The organism is Salegentibacter sp. UBA1130 (assembly GCF_002311535.1).
GTDB lineage: Bacteria > Bacteroidota > Bacteroidia > Flavobacteriales > Flavobacteriaceae > Salegentibacter > Salegentibacter agarivorans.
This window is the reverse complement of record NZ_DCAP01000033.1, coordinates 92,351-109,914: the sequence shown is the minus strand read 5'-3', so window position 1 is coordinate 109,914 and position 17,564 is coordinate 92,351. Positions and strand designations below refer to the sequence as shown.

Sequence of the window (17,564 nt, the reverse complement as noted above, 5' to 3'; positions counted from 1 at the left end):
AACTTTTGAAATTGATTACTTCAAATTTTGTTTTTTTCTATCATCAATTCTTTGCTGTGCAATTTTAAGTGCTGCAAAGTGGGATGTCATATCTTCCTTATCTGCTTTAGAAAGAATTTCTAGCGTAGTATTGTAGATATTTTCAGTCTTACGTATAATTTCCTTTTTATCATAATTCTCTAATTCGGCGTAAACATTTATAATTCCGCCGGCATTAATTAGAAAATCCGGAGCGTAAACAATTCCTCTTTCTCTTAAAATTGTACCGTGAGTAACCTCATCAGCCAACTGGTTATTGGCAGCACCGGCAATTACCTTAGCCTTAATACGGTTTACTGTATCATCGTTAATGGTAGCGCCAAGGGCACAGGGGGCGTAAATATCTACTTCGGCTGCATATACATCAGCGTCATCATAAATAATTGCTCCATATTTATTTTTTACTGCTTCAAGACGTTCTTCGTTAATATCACTGATAAAAACTTTAGCTCCATCTTGAGTTAAATGCTCTACAAGGGTCTCACCAACGTGACCAATCCCCTGAACCAATACGGATTTCCCTTCAAGATCGTCACTTCCAAATTTGTGTTTTGCAGCGGCTTTTATTCCCATAAAAACACCGTAAGCGGTTATTGGAGATGGGTTTCCTGCTCCACCTTTATCTTCAGAAATTCCGGTAACGTATTTAGTTACTTCACGAACAGTATCCATATCTGCAGTTTCCATTCCCACATCTTCTGCTGTGATATATTTTCCGCTAAGGGAATCTACAAAACGTCCAAAACTTTTCATAAGTTCAGGAGTTTTTTGGGTTTTAGCATCCCCAATAATTACGGCTTTTCCACCGCCAAGATTAAGTCCGGTAATCGCACTTTTAAAGGTCATACCTCGAGAAAGACGCAAAACATCATTTAAGGCTTCCCATTCACTGCTGTAATTCCACATTCGGGTACCACCAAGTGCTGGTCCTAAAACCGTGTTATGAATACCAATAATTGCCTTTAAACCTGTATCTTTGTCGTTGCAAAAAACTACTTGCTCGTGGTTGTCAAAAGAGAGCTGACCGAATACCGGTGCAGACTTTTTAAGTTCATTTGCATTTAGAACATCAACTTGCATAACTTGTTACATTTTATAAATTAGTGTTTTCATATTTCTGAAAATCACAGTGCAAAAATAAAGAATATTTCAACAAAGAGGTTTTTAAAACGTGTTAAAATAACATATCCTCAATTTTTAGCTTTTTTACTCTTAAATGAAGAACCTTAAGCATCTCAATAAATATTTCCTGAAGTATAAATGGAAACTACTAATTGGCCTCGTAATTACCATCGTTGCCCGTATTTTCGCATTGTATTATATTCCGTTAATCGGTGATTCTACTGATGCGATAGAGCAATATATTAACGGTGAAATAAGTACTATTGACGTTCTTAGAACCGAACTTGCTATAAACATTGCGCTAATTATAGGAGCAACATTAGTAGCTGCATTTCTTACCTTTTTAATGCGACAGACCTTTATTGTGGTTTCGCGTTATATTGAATTTGATCTTAAAAACGAGATTTACAAACACTACCAGGAACTTTCGCTTAATTTTTATAAAAAGAACCGTACCGGCGATTTAATGAATAGAATTAGCGAAGATGTGAGTAAAGTAAGGATGTACCTTGGCCCGGCCATTATGTACACGGTTACCACGTTCACTTCTACCGTTGTGGTTTTAATTTTTATGGTTCAGGCAGCGCCAGAGCTCACTTTATATACTGTAGCACCCTTACCGGTTTTAGCATTTTCTATCTATAAAATTAGCGTTGCCATTCATAAACGCAGTACTGTAGTGCAACAATATCTTTCCAGGCTCAATACATTTACACAGGAGAGTTTCAGTGGAATTGCCGTTATAAAATCTTACGGGATGGAAACCCAGATTAACCACAATTTCGTAGACCTGGCTAATGGAAGTCGCGATAAAAATATTGATTTGGTTAAAGTCCAGGCTTTTTTCTTCCCGCTAATGGTATTATTAATAGGGATTAGTAATGTACTGGTAATTTATATAGGTGGTAATCAATATATAAACGGCGAGATTGATAATATTGGAGTTATTGTTGAATTTCTCCTCTATGTAAATATGCTTACCTGGCCAATTGCATCTATAGGTTGGGTAACTTCTTTAGTACAGCAAGCTGATGCTTCCCAGGAACGCATCAATGAATTTTTAGACGAAAAACCTGAAATTACGAATAAGAAAAAAACACCAGATGAAATTCACGGGAGCATCGCTTTTAATAATGTGAGTTTTACCTACGATGATACGAATATTACTGCGCTTAAAAATGTTTCTTTTGAAGTTGAAAGTGGAGAAACTCTCGCCATAATTGGAAAAACCGGCGCAGGAAAATCTACCATCCTGGAACTTATTGGAAGACTGTATGATGTTGACCAGGGCACTATTAGTATAGACGGAAAAAATATTGAAAATCTAAACCTGGATAGCTTAAGAAACAGCATTGGTTACGTTCCCCAGGATGCATTTTTATTTAGTGATTCTATTAAAAACAATATCAAATTCGGAAAAACCAATGCCAGCGACGAAGAAATTTTTGAAGCTGCCAAAAATGCATCGGTTCATAAAAATATTGTTGGCTTCAGCAAAGGTTATGATACGGTTTTAGGAGAACGCGGTATAACGCTTTCCGGCGGTCAAAAGCAACGTGTTTCTATTGCGCGTGCCATAATTCACGATCCTAAGATCTTATTGTTTGACGATTGTCTTTCTGCCGTAGATACTGAAACTGAAGAGGCTATACTGAATAACCTTTTTAAAATTTCAAAAGAAAAAACGACCATAATTGTAAGTCACAGGATTTCTTCAGCAAAAAATGCCGATAAAATTATTATCCTGGAAGACGGCGCTATAGTGCAACAAGGGACTCATTCCCAATTACTAAACCAGCAAGGCTATTACAAAGAATTGTATGCAAAACAGCTAAATGAAAAAGAAATGTGAAAATTTTTTGCTAGATGTTAAAAATTTTTAGATTTTTGAGCAGTACTAAACCAAATTATAAAGAATCTATTTTATGAGCGACAAGGGAATGATGGAGAAAGAAGAAATATTCTCTAAAGTGCTAAGGGCGGGAAGAAGAACTTACTTCTTTGATGTGAGAGCCACACGTGCAGACGATTATTACCTAACTATTACCGAGAGTAAAAAGTTTACCAACGATGACGGTTCTTTTTTCTACAAAAAACACAAAATTTACCTTTACAAAGAGGATTTTGCCGGTTTTAATGAAATTTTACAGGAAATGACCGACTTTATTCTGAATGAAAAAGGAGAAGAGGTAATTAGCGAACGTCACCAGAAAGATTTCAAAAAAGAATATGAAACTTCAGAAAACGGTGAGACGCAAGGTGTTTCTCCAGAGAAGTTTACCGATGTGAGTTTTGACGACATCTAAAATTTTACCTGAGCATTGAGATTAATTGCTCTAATGCTTAACTTAAAATTACAGTAATTTTATAAAGTGCCTCGTGCATTTGTTTCGAGTTAACTATTTAAAAACTATACAAAACCGTCCCGATATTTTCAGGACGGTTTTTTTATATTTATAACTAAATAAAAATAACATGCAAAGACTTTTACCCCTACTTATTTTCTTTCTTTGTTTTAGCGCTTTTGCCCAACAAGAAGAACTGAGTTTAGATTATTACCTACCCCAGGATGTAAGTTACAATGAAGAAATTCCAAAACCCCAGGATATTATTGGCTACATCCCGGGAGAATGGCACGTAACCCACGATTTACTTTTAAATTATATGCGGGAACTTGCAAGAGTTTCCCCGAGAATTGAGGTAGAAAATCGCGGCAAAACCTATGAAGGCAGACCGCTTATTCTGCTTATTATAACCTCAGAAGAAAATCATAATAACCTGGAAGAAATCAGGGAAAATCATCTTGCTCTAACCCGGGAAAACGCTTCTTCGCTTAATACCGAAGAAATGCCCATTGTAGTAAACCAGGGGTTTTCCATTCACGGGAACGAAGCAAGCGGTTCTAATGCTGCGCTTTTAGCAGCTTATCACCTGGCTGCGGCTGAAGGTGAGGAAGTTCAGGAATTATTAGACAATACGATTATTCTTTTTGACCCAGCTTTTAATCCTGATGGTTTACAACGTTTCTCCTACTGGGCTAACACCCATAAAAGTGAAAATATAAATCCCGATCCGCAGGATAGGGAGTACGATGAAGTTTGGCCGGGCGGAAGAACAAATCACTATTGGTTTGATATGAATCGTGACTGGCTGCCGGTACAATTACCGGAGTCTCAGGCTCGCATTGAAACTTTTCATAAATGGATGCCGAATATTTTAACCGATCATCATGAAATGGGCTCTAATTCCAGTTTTTTCTTTCAGCCAGGAATTCCCTCAAGAACACACCCGCTTACGCCCGATATTAACCAGGAACTTACAAAGGAAATTGGCACTTATCACGCAGCAGCTTTTGATGAGTTAGGCTCCTTTTATTATACCGAAGAGAACTACGACGACTTTTACTACGGAAAAGGCTCTACTTTCCCCGATATCAATGGAAGTATAGGAATTCTTTTTGAACAGGGAAGTTCCCGTGGCCACGCCCAGGAAACCGATAACGGTATTCTTACTTTTCCGTTCACCATAAGAAATCAATTTACTGCGGCACTTTCTACTTTAGAGGCTGCTAAAAATATGCGAGAGAAAATTCTTAATTATCAACGCGATTTTTATAAGAATGCCCGCAATTCTGCTGAAAATGGAGCTTATGTTTTCGGCAGTGAAAAAGATGCTTCATCAGCTTACGAACTGGCGAAAATCCTGGAAAAACATAAAATAGAAATTCATAAAATCAAGGAAAATTTTGAATCTGACGGGAAGAATTTCAAAAAAAATTCGGCTTATGTAGTTCCTAAAAATCAGCGCCAGCATAGATTGGTAAAAGCTATGTTTGAGCGTAGAACCGAGTTTGAAGATAGTTTATTCTACGATATTTCGGCCTGGACGCTTCCTTTAGCTTTCAACCTGGATTATGCTGAAGACGTAAAAATGAATAAAGCCGGGGAGAAAATAAAAAACCTGGAAAAACCAGAAATTGATCAGGTAGAAATAAGCAATTATGCTTATGTGATGCACTGGCACGATTTCTATTCACCGAAAGCTTTAAATATGATCCTGGAAAAAGGTTTGCGTGCAAAAGTTGGGATGCAACCATTTTCTTTGGAAAATAAAGAATACGATTATGGAACAATTTTAATTCCGGTTCAAAATCAAGAATTAGAGGCTGATAAAATGCACCAATTTCTGCAAGAAGTATCTCAAAAATCAAATGTACAAATAGAAGGGATAAACACCGGTCTAACCCAGGGCGTAAACCTTGGAAGTAATCAATTTAGAGCATTGCAACCTGCTAAAGTTGCTTTAATTGTAGGCGAAGGGATCACGCCGTACGATGCTGGTGAGATCTGGCATTTATTCGATCAGCGTTACGACATGAAAATTACAAAACTTGACACCCGAAATTTTTCAAGAGCAGATCTAAGTAGATATACTGACATTATTCTGCCAAATTCCTGGGGCAGCGCTTTAGATGATAGTGATATTGATAAATTAAAAGAATGGGTTCGCGATGGCGGAACTTTAATTGGTTATCGCAATGCCGCTCGATTTTTTGAAAAAGAGGATTTTATGGATCTCGAAATTAAAAAAGACAGCCTGGTGGCCGAAAATATTAGTTTTGAAGAACAACGAGATTTTAGAGGTGCACAGGGAATTGGCGGCGCTATTTTTGAAGCTAATATAGATCGTTCTCATCCAGCGAACTTTGGTTATACAAATGATAAACTTCCTTTATTTAGAAATACTACGATTTTTGTAGAAGCAGATAAACAGAGTTATAATAATCCAATTCAGTATACCGAGGAACCTTTACTAAGCGGTTATATTAGCGCACCGAGATTAGATTCTATTGCCGGGACGGTTCCGTTTAAACATACAGGAATGGGACGCGGAAATGTTATATTGTTCACCGATAATACCAACTTTAGAGCTTTCTGGTTTGGAACCAATAAATTATTGATGAATGCTATCTTCTTTGGCGATGAGATGTAAATTTCTGGATAGATGCACGCAACCTTTTGCGGTTGTGTGCATCTATTTAATATAACTAAAAACCAAAAGATGAAAAATTTGCTCTTTATTGTATTATTCGCAGCGATAACAAGTTGTTCTACCACTCCAAATAGTCCAGACCTTAATTTAGATAACCAAGAAATTACCGGAATATGGCAATTAACCGAAACCCTCGCCGATCCCGGTGACGGAAGCGGTACCTGGCAAACTGTTGAAAATGGAAGAACCCTCGAATTTACCTCTAATGGTTTAGTGAAGACTTCAGGTAGCTTTTGCAACGAAGAGGAAATAAATGAAACCTCGTACGATAACGCTGAAAAAATGATAAGTACAGATTGCGGTGAAAATACTTTTGAGCTTAAATATGAATTAAAAGAAGGAAAATTATTTATTTATCCTCATAGCCCAAGATGTATTGAAGCTTGTGGGAGTAAATATGAAAAAATAGAAGATTAAATTTTAACCGACCCGCAAGCCGTTTTCAACTTTAAAATCGGGGTTTAGTAGCACAATATCATTGTTTTTACCTACTGCCCCCAAAACCAAACATTCGCTCATAATATTAGCGATTTGTTTCTTCGGAAAATTAACCACCGCTACAATTTGCCTGTTGAGTAAATCCTCTTTTTTGTAACGCTTAGTGATTTGAGCGGAAGTTTTTCTTTCCCCAATTTCTTTTCCAAAATAGATAAGCATTTTATAGGCAGGATTTTTAGCTTCAGGAAAGTCGGAAATTTCAGTAATAGTCCCTATTCGCATTTCCACTTTTTCAAAATCTTTCCAGGAAATTTCCATAGTTTATTTTTAAGTCCAATTTAGAAAAAAAATGGCTATTCCGAAGTGAATTCGTAAATTACCTTGTGGCGAGCCAGTGAGGCATAAATATGGAAAAATATTTTAATTTCAAGGCAAGCACGGGAGCATTTTAATTCTCAACTATCGAGTAAATTTATAAGAAAAGAGACTATGGTCAGAACTGCTTCAAATATGATCGCTTTGGGTACCAGGGCCCCAGATTTTAACCTTGTAGATGTAATTACCAGCAATAGGTATTCTCTTGAAAATATTCGGGGAAAAAAGGGCACTTTAATTATGTTTATAAGCAACCACTGTCCTTTTGTAAAACATGTAAACGAAGAAATAGTAAGACTGGCGGGCGATTACCGTGTTTTGGGTTTTGGTTTTGCCGCTATTATGAGTAATGATGTAGAAAATTACCCGGCAGATCATCCTGATAATATGAACGAGGTAGCCAGGAAACATCAATATTCTTTTCCTTATCTCTATGACGAATCCCAGGAAGTAGCAAGAGCTTATAAAGCTTCCTGTACACCAGATTTCTATCTTTTTGACGATGAATTAAAACTAATCTATCGCGGCCAGTTAGATGATTCCAGGCCCGGAAATGGAATTCCCGTAAACGGTAGACATTTGCGGGATGCTATGGATGCCGTTCTTTCTAATAAAAAAGTTCCTGAGCTACAGAAACCCAGTTTGGGCTGTAGTATTAAATGGAAATATGCCCCGGAATCTTAAACATAGAAATTTGCTCATTTTTAAAGCAAAAAGTAACAATCAGTTAATCTTATCACAAAGCAAGTAAATCCTATTGGTTTAATAGGTTTTACTGAATATTATTCTTTAATTTTATAATTCGAATCACTAAAAATATAATATTATGAGCGAATTAAAATTAGGAGATAAAGCACCAAATTTTGATGCTGAAACTTCAGAAGGAAAAATCAATTTTTACGATTATTTAGGAGATAGCTGGGGAATTTTATTTTCGCACCCTGCCGATTATACTCCGGTTTGTACTACCGAGTTAGGAACGGTAGCGAAATATAAAGATAAATTTGAAGCCCGTAACACTAAAGTAATGGCTTTAAGTGTAGACGGCGTTGAATCTCATAAAGGCTGGATAGACGATATTAACGAAACCCAGAATACTACGGTTAATTTCCCAATTATTGCCGATGAAGATAAGAAGGTTTCTAACCTATATGGAATGATTCACCCAAAAGCCGACAACACGCTTACAGTACGTTCGGTTTATGTAATTGGGCCAGATAAAACCATTAAATTAATGATTACCTATCCCGCCAGTACCGGGAGAAATTTTGATGAATTACTTAGGGTAATAGATTCGCTACAACTTACCGCCTATCAAAAAGTAGCCACACCGGCTAACTGGAAGCACGGAGACGATGTAGTGATAAGTCCTTCGGTTTCTAATGAAGATGCCAAAGAGATGTTCCCTAAAGGTTTTAAAGAGGTAAAACCATACCTTAGAATGACCCCGCAACCAGATTCTAAGTAAAACGAACTGCTATTAAGCACGTCATTCTGAATTTGAATCGGGATTCTAAGCTTTTATATTTCGAAACAATTTAGATTCTGAAATAAATTCAGAATGACGCATAAAAAAAGACCTCACAAGTTTCGAAACTTGTGAGGTCTTTTTTTATTCAAATTCCCCCTCCAGGGGTTAGGGGGCTGTTATTTTACCGAAACCAATTCCACATCAAAAACCAAAGCTGCGTTTGGCGGTATCACACCACCGGCGCCCTGTTCCCCGTAAGCCAAATGCGACGGAATCACAAAACGAGCCTGGTCTCCAACATTCAATAGTAAAATACCTTCATCCCATCCGCTAATTACGTGCCCAACTCCTACCGGAAATTCCAACGGCTGATTTCTCTTGTAAGAAGAATCAAAAACACTACCATCGGTAAGCATTCCTTTGTAATGAACTGAAACGGTTTGTCCTTTTTCAGGTTTTGCGCCTTCGCCTTTCTTTTCAATTTTATACCGAAGTCCGCTTTCTGTGGTTTTAAAACCTTCTGAAAGTTTTCCTAGCAGTTCGTCTTCCCTTTTTTTAGCAGCTTCTTCTCTTTTAGCTTTAGCTCCATCAAATTGTCTAAAAGACTCTACAGCATTATAGTTTTCTGCTTTCTCTCCAGCTCTAAGGATTTCCAATTTTTCAATTTTATCTCCTTGCTTAATACTATCTACCACATCCTGGCCTTCAATAACGCTACCAAAAACAGTGTGTTTCCCGTCTAACCAGGGAGTTTCGGTATGCGTAATAAAAAACTGGCTTCCATTAGTACCGGGACCGGCGTTTGCCATAGAAAGTTTTCCCGGGGCATCGTGTTTTAAATCGGGGTGAATTTCATCTTCAAATTTATAACCAGGGCCACCAACACCTGTACCCTGGGGATCACCACCCTGAATCATAAAATTAGGAATCACACGGTGAAATTTAAGATCGTTATAATAAGGTTTTCCCTGCGGAAAAGCTTCGTTTTCCAGTTTACCTTCAGCAAGACCTACAAAGTTACCCACTGTACCGGGTGCTTTTTCAAATTCAAGCTCCACTAAAATCTGGCCTTTAGTGGTATAAAATTTTGCATATAATCCGTCGTTCATTTTCTTATATTTTTAAGGTGCAAAGATATCTATTTTAATAGAATGCATTAATATACTTTTTCAGCATTTACGTAAGTTTCCAAAACTTTTATTCCAGGAATTTCAGCGGCATCAACTTTCATAATATCCTTATCAAGGATTATAAAATCGGCAAATTTACCTGCTTCAATACTTCCTTTTTCTTTTTCTTCAAAATTAGCGTAAGCCGCCCAAATAGTCATTCCTTTTAAAGTTTCTTCGCGAGATAAGGCCTGCTCCATCATAAAGCCATCTTCAGGATAATTATCAGTATCCTGTCTAGCTACAGCCGCGTAAAAAGTAAGAAACGGGCTCACTTCTTCTACCGGAAAATCGGTTCCAAGGGCAACAATCCCAGCTTGGTCCAGTAATTTTTTAAAGGCATATGCCCCTTGCATTCTTTCTTCACCCAAACGATCTTCTGCCCAATACATATCACTGGTTGCATGTGTAGGCTGTACCGACGGAATAATATTTTTGCTGAAATATTTAAAATCTGCCGTATCTATCACCTGGGAATGTTCTACCCTCCAACGGCGGTCTCCACCATCTTTTAAGAGTTCATCGTAAATTTTTAAAACCAGGTAATTAGCTGAATCTCCAATTGCGTGAGTATTTAACTGAAACTTTGAAGCAGCAAGGCGTTCAGCGGTTTCTTTAAAATCTTCAACCGGTGAAAGTAATGCTCCAAAATGCCCGGCACGATCGCTATATTCTTCTTTTAAAGCCGCGCCCCTGGAACCCAGTGCCCCATCGCCATAAAATTTAACCGACCGTACATTTAATCTTTCGGTTTTAATTGGGTCTTTGTCCAGATAATAATCAAGGTTCTCCTCGGTGTTACTAATCATCGCATACAGCCTTATTTTAAGACTTTCCTCCTGGTGAAGGCTATCCATAAGTTCTATAGTTTCCCTATCAATTCCCGCATCTACCACTGTGGTAAGTCCGTATTCAAAAGAAATTTTTTGAGCGTCCAGCAAGGCGTTCACCTGCTCTTGCGTAGAAGGTTCCGGTAGGGCATTGGTAATTAGACTCATAGGATTATCTACAATAATGCCGGTAAGCCTGCCATTTTTTTGTTCAATATCGCCACCATCAAAAGGAGTTTCGGTAGTTATTCCCGCTTTATCTAACGCAGCCTGATTGGCTAAAAGTGCGTGACCGTCTATACGGGTAACAGCAATTGGAGTATCGGGAAATAATTCATCCAGGGTATCTTTTGTGGGAAATTCTTTGTTTTCCCAATCGTTTTGATCCCATCCTCTCCCGGTTATAAATTCTGCGCCACGTTGATTTTGAAAATCAACAATTCGTTGTACAACCTCATCAAAACTTTTGGTGCCGGTAAGGTCTACCCGTTGTTGCTGTAAGCCCAAGCGGTAAAAGTGAGCGTGCCCGTCTATAAAACCGGGAAATACACTTTTGCCTCCTGCGTCAAGCTTTTCAGCTATATCATATTTTTCCTCAAGCGCTTCAGCTGTGCCTATTTCCAGAAATTTACCGTCTTTAGTTACAAAAGCTTCAGCAGTACTAAAGTTATCGTCCACAGTATAAATTTCAGCATTAAAAACCAGAAGGTCGGCTTTTTCTTTATCTATAGAATTACAGGAAATAAGCATCAGGCTGAATAGCCCAAGAAGTAATATTTTTTTCATTGTTTTCAATTTTCGTATAAAAATAAAAAATGCGCCCGTTAAAGGCGCATTTTATGAGTTTTATTTAATTACTGCTTAAAAAATAGCATTGATAATTTGATCGCGAATACTTTTGTTTGCCGCTGCAGCAAGTGCTACAGAAACGAATAAACCAATCATCGCGTAAGAGAAATCTTTAAAGATCATCTTACCGGCTTTCTTACGGTGTTTTTTACCTTTTTTAGTTCTTGCCAAACTAATTGCAATTTCCCTCCCACCAATAATTCCAAGGAAAACCCAGGTGGTACTCATTGGTACGGTACTTATAAATAGTTTGTAAATAAGCAGGATTACGTAGGTTAAATCTACTAAGGTGGCTGCACGAATATCAGAAATCCTGGATTTTTCACTCACCACTTCCTGAATTTTATCTCCCCTTAAGTAAAATAATAGTCCCAGGCCACCAAATATTGTTAAGGCAAAGACTATAAATTGGAAAGTGTCCAGGCTTCGCGGAAGGAATACTGCTATATTAGCTCCATCTTGCATTACCCAAACTCCCCACAGTGTACCACTTACAATCCATTGAACTGCCGTCCAGCTGTGATTAAATTTCCTGCTTTTAAAGTATTTTTTTATAAAATTATAAGAAAGATACCATACTAAAAACGATAGTATAAAAGCCATAATATAGCCTGTCCAACTCTTCCAAACTACCGAGGTAATCCCAGAGGTATCGGCACTAAACACACTTAAAATAAGAAAAGTGGTAGAAACCGGCATTTTAAGCCTGGTGAGGATTAATAGCACCAAAGGTGCTATAATTTGAAAGAAACTGAAAGATTCAGGGTGCGGATAAGGTGAGGTTCCATCGGGTTTCAGCAAACGCTGAAAGGTCACATCTCCATCAAAATAAAACCAACTGAAACTTACAACTCCCAAAAAGATGGTACCTACGTAGAGCCATAGAATCCACCAACGTTTGGCTTTATTACTTTCAATAAAAGTTCCCAAAGACTGGATACTATCATTAGCTACCGTTGCATAGGCAGCGAAGAAAAAACCAAGCCACATGGCTGCAGTTTTATTACCGGTAAAAATTCCGGCCATAATAATACCAACTATAACAATTGCAAGGAATGCCTTTTCCTGAACCATAAAGTCCAGAATATTCAAATAGGGACGGGACCGGTCACTCCTTTTAAACTTTTTGCCTTTTGCCATTTAAGTAGCTTTTTTAATAGTTTTGATACTTAGATTTTGGTCTTTACTAAAAGACCCCCTTAAAAATTTGGATACAATATTAGTTAGTTCTATTGTTAATTTTGAATTTCCAATGTTGTGTTATTGTTAAGGAATTTTACCTTACAAACTCCTATAAACACTTGAATTGAAGCTACCTACCGGCTATTAACTGGCCCAAGATATTATTAATAACAAAAAAAAGCATCAATAAATGATGCTTTTTTTAATTTAAAGATGGCTTTTCTATTAAAAATCGAATTTATAAGTCGCTCCTGCCAGTACTTGTAATCCCTGTACCTGGAAATTTGTCCAACGTTGGTAATCATTATTTAAAAGGTTACTTCCTTTAGCAAATATTGAAAGCCTATCGTTAAACCTATAGCCTAAATGAGCGTTTACATCAAAATAGCTATCCAGGCTAATTGTATTCATAGAAGGCTCTCCTGCTGAAGCAATTCTTTCCTGGTCAAAACGCTCGCCTACGTAAAATAAATTAGCGCCGGTATACCACTTTTCATTAATTTGATAATCGGCATTTAATGAAGCTTTAAAATCTGGAAGGTTCCAGGCTTCAACCTGGTTATCTGTGCTGTAATTAAAATATTCAGCATTAATTCCCAATCTAAAATTTCGGTTTACATCTACATTTAATTCCCCGGCAACCGAAAGGGTTTTTACATCGTCATAAACCACTTCAAAAGAATTTCCGTAGGCATAATTTTCGGTAGTGATATCGTTAGCCCGGGCATTTCGCCTAAACACTGCTTTGTTAAATTGCGACTCATAACCGGTTTTGAAATTATAAGAAATACTATTGCTTAACTTTCCTTTGGCACCAACATAAGCATTATACTCATTATCTGTAGGTTTTATTACCAAGCCCGGAAAAACGTAAGGATTCTCCTGTATAAAACTATAATAAGTGTTTTGTTGCAGGCCACCTTCCAAACCGGCGTAAGGGGTAAAATAATCGCCACCTAATCTATAGCTAGCGGTTACTTTAGGATAGATATAAAAATTACCATCACTATTTTCTACATCCTGACTATAGAAAAATGCAACACCAAGATTTAACGTAAGGTCATCTCTTAAAATTAATAAACTGGGATTTATACCGAAATTCATAAAAGTATAATCATAAGTATCGGTTGCCAGGAATTGTTCTCCCATTTGTCCGTTTACAATATCAGTATAAATATTTGTGGTGATTAGCTCATCGGCAATATTCAGTTCAAAAGTACCGCGGGCATCAAAATGATTTTCTGAAGAAGAATAGGAATCTCCGGTATGCCTAAAAGTACCACGGGCATTATCAAAAAAAGAATCGTAAAGCTCAATTTCGGCTCCTGCATAAGCTGAAAAATAATTCTGTGCAGGATCTATTGAATTTATTTCTTCGTTGCTAAAATTAGCATCTTGCGGTAAACCATACCAGTTAAATAACTGGTGCTGCGCTCCTACTTCGGTTTTCCAACCTAAATTCCTCGTTTTTGAGTTATAACTTAGGTTAAGCTCGGTATCATAAAATTTATCGTCTAGCGCAATCCCGTCAATTCCACCCTGGGACGAATTATGGTCTAAATAAACCCCAAAATTATCGGTGCGGTTCACTTCCAGGTTACTGTAAAATTCAGCTAAAAGGTTGCCATAATTTCCAAATCCAAGACTTGCATAATTATCGTAAACCTTTACTGGGCGTTCTCTTTCTACTGTGGTAGCACGCCCTTTTGCGGGTGTAAAAGTAGAAGCTACAGGCACTGAAAATATACTGTACTGCACCGGTCTTTTTTCTGTACGTACAGAATCTGACTCTTTGGGAGTTTGCTTTATTTTATTTGCATCTTTAACTGTTGGGGTATATGGTTTTACTACGGTTACAGTTTCGCTGTCTATAGGATCCTGAGCAAAAAGAAGCCCACTCATTAAAAACAGACTTAAAAACAGGTTTCTTTTTATTGAAAACATTTGCATATAGAAATTCTTAAATGTTAGATTGAAAGTTGAATTAGTTGTTCGCTTCTACCGAAGAATTGGTTTTTGCTTCTTCTGTCTTTATTCTGGACAATTCCTGCTTAGCTTCCTGAACAATTTCAGGATAATTAGAGAAATTATTGATTACGTTTTCCAGAATATAAGTAGCCTGGTAAGCATCATCCAGCTCGTAGAAGTTATCGGCCATTAAAACCAAGCCTTTAGCGCCCCAGCGTTTATAGCCAGAGAAGTCTTTTGCCAGGATTTGCACCGCTGCGTTAGAAGCTTCGTAATTTCCACTTTCATTTTTAAAGTAAGCATCGTAATATAAAGCTTCAGCAGCTAATTCTCCTTTAGCAGTTTTTTGAACTTCTGAATAAGCATTTTTTGCTTTACTCATATTTCCGGAAGCAAAAGCAGCACGTGCCACTATTACACGCGCATCGTTTCTCGCCTCAGAATCTGACTCTGAATTAGCCAACACCTTATTGGCATAAGTTGCAGCTTTTTCTGGCTGGTCTAATTCAAGATAAGATTTCATAAGGTTAGATTGTGCAAAAATCACATTTTGTTCAGAACTCGCTTCCTTCTCTAATCTTTCTAAATAACTTACCGCTTCCCGGTAATTTTTATTTTCAAGTAAGATTTCAGATAGCCTTGAAAGCGCATCTTCAGTGAATTCATTTTTAGGCTTATTGGCTACAGAACGGTAATTGGCAGCCGCTTTCTGCTTGTTTCCATTTCTAAAATACATTTGTCCTAAATAGAAATTCGCGTTTATAGAATGAATTCCATTTGGGAAACGTTGCAGGTAATTTTCAAAGCCACTAATCGCCCTGTCATATTCATTCTTGAAATATTGATTTTCTGCAGACTCGTAAGTAGTATTATCCAAATCGGCATCAGTCACTTCAACAAAATCTATATTTTGTACCCAGCTGGCATACTCATCGGTTCGGCCAAGATCTACGTAAACCATTCTTGCTGTAGAAACGGCTTGCATAGCTTCAGGTGTATTAGGATAATCGTTTACCACCTTTTTTAATCTTTCTAAAGCACGGTTGCCGTTATCGGCATTATAATGAATAAGCGCCTGTCTAAGCATTGCTTTGGGTACAAATGCACTTTGAGGCACTTCTCTAATTAGCCTGTCGTAAGCAGATAAGGCTTCAGAAATATTATTTGCAGCAACATAAGTATTTCCCAATTCGTACATTGCATCGTCTCTAAAAGAAGAACGAGAATATTGATTTATAAAGCTTTTTAGGTCAGAAATTTTGGTGTCTCTTCTATCAATAAACCCATAGCTCATTGCTTTTTGAAACGCAGCATAATCATTATCGCCGCTTAGCGAAAGTGCTTCATCATAGGCTTCAATGGCCGGCCAATATTGGCTGCTTACAAAATATGTGTCACCCAAACGCAATAAAGCATCATTTCTACGGGCAACATCGCTAGATCCATTCGCTGAATAACGCTTAAAGAATTCAATTGCTCTCGAATATTCATTTTTTTTGAAATATGCATAACCAAGATTATAATCCAGGTTTTCCAGTTCATCGGTGCCTTGTGCAGCATTCATTCCGGAAAACTCCCGATAACCTATTATCGCATCATCAATTCGGTTGATGTTATATTCACTTTCGGCTTTCCAGAAAGTAGCTTTAGCCGTAATTTTTTGATCTCTGGGTTCAGAAAGCGCTTTTTCAAAATTATTAATCGCTCTTTCATAATCACCTTCTTCATATAACTGAAGTCCGTAATAGTAAGCTACTTTTTGATAGGCTTGTTTATCGCTAAAGTTGCGATTGTTTTCCAGCAAGCGCATCGCTTCTTCAAAATTTCCTGAAGTAAGAAAAGAATCTATAAGTAAACTTTCCATAGCTTCCCGGTTTTCAGATTCCGGGTATTTCTCAATATAATTGATTAGAACCTGCGACGGACTTTCATAACTATTTCCTATCTCATAACTGAGTTTTGCATAATTCATATACGCATCCTCCTGGATTTGAGAATTGAAATCCATTTCACTGGCATTTTTAAATGCGTTTAAAGCTTGCTGTTTTTGGTTAGATTCTAAATAAGATTGCGCTAAATGATAATAGGCGTTTTGGGCAATCTCATTTTTTCCATCAATAATTTTATTGAATTCAGAAATCGCTTTTTCGTAATCTCCCTGCTTGTAATAAGCATAACCTAACTGGTAATAATCGGTATTATTCCATCTTCCGCGTTCACCATCATATTCTTTTAAATAAGGCAGCGCTTCTTCATACTGCTCTAAGTTGAAATAACTTTCACCAATAATCTTATTTAATTGCGAACGTTCTATACGATTAGAACTTTGTAATTGTTCTTTAGCCAGTTTTATGGCTTCTTCAAAATTCCCGAGTTTAAAGTTCATATCGGCCTGGAAATAAGAAAGGTCTTCACTATACCTGTCGTTACTACGTACCGCTTCAAAATTTTGATTGGCTTCCTCATAATCATCACCCTCGTAGGCCATATAACCAATGTAATATTTTGCCTGCGAACCAAACTCCTGCGAATCCCGAACCCTTTCTAAATATGTGCGGGCCTGGTCGTATTGTTTAGCTCTAAAATAGGCGTAGCCATTATTAAAATAATAGCGTTCCCTTTCTGTCCTGCTCATACTTTTTTCATCAACTTTATCATACCACTTGCGGGCAAGGGAATATTTTCCGGTTTGAAAATAATAATCGGCTACATCCAAATAAGCCGAATTAGTTTTTGTGCTGGTGGGATAACGACTTACAAAGCGCTCCATTAACCGGTCTGCACCGGGCTGGTTTAACCTTACGGCCGCATTGGCAATATAATAAGCACAATCTCCTTCAATTTTCTCGTCATCGGTTTGCTCTTTTACTTCATCAAACAAGTTTTGGGCAGCCAAAAATTGCTGATTATTATAAAGTTCAAGAGCTTTGTTAAATTCAGCGAGATCGTGGGTATAGTTAGCCGATCGCTGAGAAATTCCTTTAAAAGAGAAGAAAATTAAAACAACAAACAGTAAAATTTTGTTAGGTGTCATTTATTGATTTTTAAGTTGAGTATTCAAAGATAATT

At 37.3% G+C, this 17,564-nt stretch carries 13 protein-coding genes; 6 read left to right on the top strand and 7 right to left on the bottom strand.

The features are described 5' to 3' along the window. Positions 1–15: 15 nt before the first annotated feature. Complete coding sequence (locus B4F31_RS13780; RefSeq protein ID WP_075327619.1) at positions 16–1,119, bottom strand: Glu/Leu/Phe/Val family dehydrogenase; 1,104 nt, start codon at positions 1,117–1,119, stop codon at positions 16–18. Between the two features lie 136 nt (positions 1,120–1,255). Here B4F31_RS13780 and B4F31_RS13775 point away from each other — a divergent pair, with 136 nt between their 5' ends. From B4F31_RS13775 to B4F31_RS13760, 4 genes are all read left to right on the top strand, one after another. After that, positions 1,256–3,013 (top strand): ABC transporter ATP-binding protein, encoded by a 1,758-nt coding sequence (locus B4F31_RS13775; RefSeq protein ID WP_075327620.1) that lies wholly within the window; start codon positions 1,256–1,258, stop codon positions 3,011–3,013. Positions 3,014–3,086: 73 nt separating this feature from the next. Beyond that, complete coding sequence (locus B4F31_RS13770; protein ID WP_075327621.1) at positions 3,087–3,467, top strand: PUR family DNA/RNA-binding protein; 381 nt, start codon at positions 3,087–3,089, stop codon at positions 3,465–3,467. A gap of 169 nt (positions 3,468–3,636) precedes the next feature. Continuing rightward, positions 3,637–6,153, top strand: a complete 2,517-nt coding sequence (locus B4F31_RS13765; protein WP_286761538.1) for a M14 family metallopeptidase — start codon at positions 3,637–3,639, stop codon at positions 6,151–6,153. Between the two features lie 69 nt (positions 6,154–6,222). Next, complete coding sequence (locus B4F31_RS13760) at positions 6,223–6,630, top strand: hypothetical protein (RefSeq protein ID WP_075327623.1); 408 nt, start codon at positions 6,223–6,225, stop codon at positions 6,628–6,630. Between the two features lie 3 nt (positions 6,631–6,633). Here the strand turns inward: B4F31_RS13760 and B4F31_RS13755 are convergent, their stop codons facing one another. Then, the gene (locus B4F31_RS13755) at positions 6,634–6,969 is read right to left on the bottom strand and encodes a tRNA-binding protein (protein WP_286761537.1); all 336 of its coding nucleotides are present in this window, start codon (positions 6,967–6,969) and stop codon (positions 6,634–6,636) included. Between the two features lie 171 nt (positions 6,970–7,140). Here B4F31_RS13755 and B4F31_RS13750 point away from each other — a divergent pair, with 171 nt between their 5' ends. Both B4F31_RS13750 and B4F31_RS13745 read left to right on the top strand, forming a co-directional pair. Next, complete coding sequence (locus B4F31_RS13750; protein WP_286761536.1) at positions 7,141–7,710, top strand: thioredoxin family protein; 570 nt, start codon at positions 7,141–7,143, stop codon at positions 7,708–7,710. Positions 7,711–7,852: 142 nt separating this feature from the next. Further along, a complete protein-coding gene (locus B4F31_RS13745) occupies positions 7,853–8,494 on the top strand; it encodes a peroxiredoxin (protein ID WP_075327626.1) in 642 nt (213 codons plus the stop codon). Positions 8,495–8,673: 179 nt separating this feature from the next. On the opposite strand, the gene B4F31_RS13740 is transcribed toward B4F31_RS13745, so the two are convergent. The 5 genes from B4F31_RS13740 to B4F31_RS13720 all read right to left on the bottom strand — a co-directional run bounded on the left by B4F31_RS13740 (position 8,674) and on the right by B4F31_RS13720 (position 17,529). After that, a complete protein-coding gene (locus B4F31_RS13740) occupies positions 8,674–9,606 on the bottom strand; it encodes a peptidylprolyl isomerase (RefSeq protein ID WP_286761535.1) in 933 nt (310 codons plus the stop codon). 47 nt (positions 9,607–9,653) lie between these two features. After that, complete coding sequence (locus tag B4F31_RS13735) at positions 9,654–11,282, bottom strand: amidohydrolase (RefSeq protein WP_286761534.1); 1,629 nt, start codon at positions 11,280–11,282, stop codon at positions 9,654–9,656. Positions 11,283–11,357: 75 nt separating this feature from the next. Further along, positions 11,358–12,485: a hypothetical protein gene (locus B4F31_RS13730; RefSeq protein ID WP_075327629.1), complete on the bottom strand. Its 1,128-nt coding sequence runs from the start codon at positions 12,483–12,485 to the stop codon at positions 11,358–11,360. A gap of 267 nt (positions 12,486–12,752) precedes the next feature. Continuing rightward, on the bottom strand, positions 12,753–14,429 hold the full coding sequence (locus B4F31_RS13725; protein ID WP_286761533.1) for a TonB-dependent receptor domain-containing protein: 1,677 nt from the start codon (positions 14,427–14,429) through the stop codon (positions 12,753–12,755). Positions 14,430–14,511: 82 nt separating this feature from the next. Next, complete coding sequence (locus B4F31_RS13720; protein ID WP_286761532.1) at positions 14,512–17,529, bottom strand: tetratricopeptide repeat protein; 3,018 nt, start codon at positions 17,527–17,529, stop codon at positions 14,512–14,514. Between the last annotated feature and the right edge of the window lie 35 nt (positions 17,530–17,564).

Bases quoted from the DNA above. Each gene is read 5' to 3' on its own strand.
- B4F31_RS13755 (WP_286761537.1), bottom strand. From the start codon at position 6,969: ATGGAAATTTCCTGGAAAGATTTTGAAAAAGTGGAAATGCGAATAGGG.
- B4F31_RS13780 (WP_075327619.1), bottom strand. From the start codon at position 1,119: ATGCAAGTTGATGTTCTAAATGCAAATGAACTTAAAAAGTCTGCACCG.
- B4F31_RS13770 (WP_075327621.1), top strand. From the start codon at position 3,087: ATGAGCGACAAGGGAATGATGGAGAAAGAAGAAATATTCTCTAAAGTG.
- B4F31_RS13745 (WP_075327626.1), top strand. From the start codon at position 7,853: ATGAGCGAATTAAAATTAGGAGATAAAGCACCAAATTTTGATGCTGAA.
- B4F31_RS13760 (WP_075327623.1), top strand. From the start codon at position 6,223: ATGAAAAATTTGCTCTTTATTGTATTATTCGCAGCGATAACAAGTTGT.
- B4F31_RS13720 (WP_286761532.1), bottom strand. From the start codon at position 17,529: ATGACACCTAACAAAATTTTACTGTTTGTTGTTTTAATTTTCTTCTCT.
- B4F31_RS13730 (WP_075327629.1), bottom strand. From the start codon at position 12,485: ATGGCAAAAGGCAAAAAGTTTAAAAGGAGTGACCGGTCCCGTCCCTAT.
- B4F31_RS13775 (WP_075327620.1), top strand. From the start codon at position 1,256: ATGAAGAACCTTAAGCATCTCAATAAATATTTCCTGAAGTATAAATGG.
- B4F31_RS13765 (WP_286761538.1), top strand. From the start codon at position 3,637: ATGCAAAGACTTTTACCCCTACTTATTTTCTTTCTTTGTTTTAGCGCT.
- B4F31_RS13750 (WP_286761536.1), top strand. From the start codon at position 7,141: ATGGTCAGAACTGCTTCAAATATGATCGCTTTGGGTACCAGGGCCCCA.
- B4F31_RS13740 (WP_286761535.1), bottom strand. From the start codon at position 9,606: ATGAACGACGGATTATATGCAAAATTTTATACCACTAAAGGCCAGATT.
- B4F31_RS13725 (WP_286761533.1), bottom strand. From the start codon at position 14,429: ATGAGTGGGCTTCTTTTTGCTCAGGATCCTATAGACAGCGAAACTGTA.
- B4F31_RS13735 (WP_286761534.1), bottom strand. From the start codon at position 11,282: ATGAAAAAAATATTACTTCTTGGGCTATTCAGCCTGATGCTTATTTCC.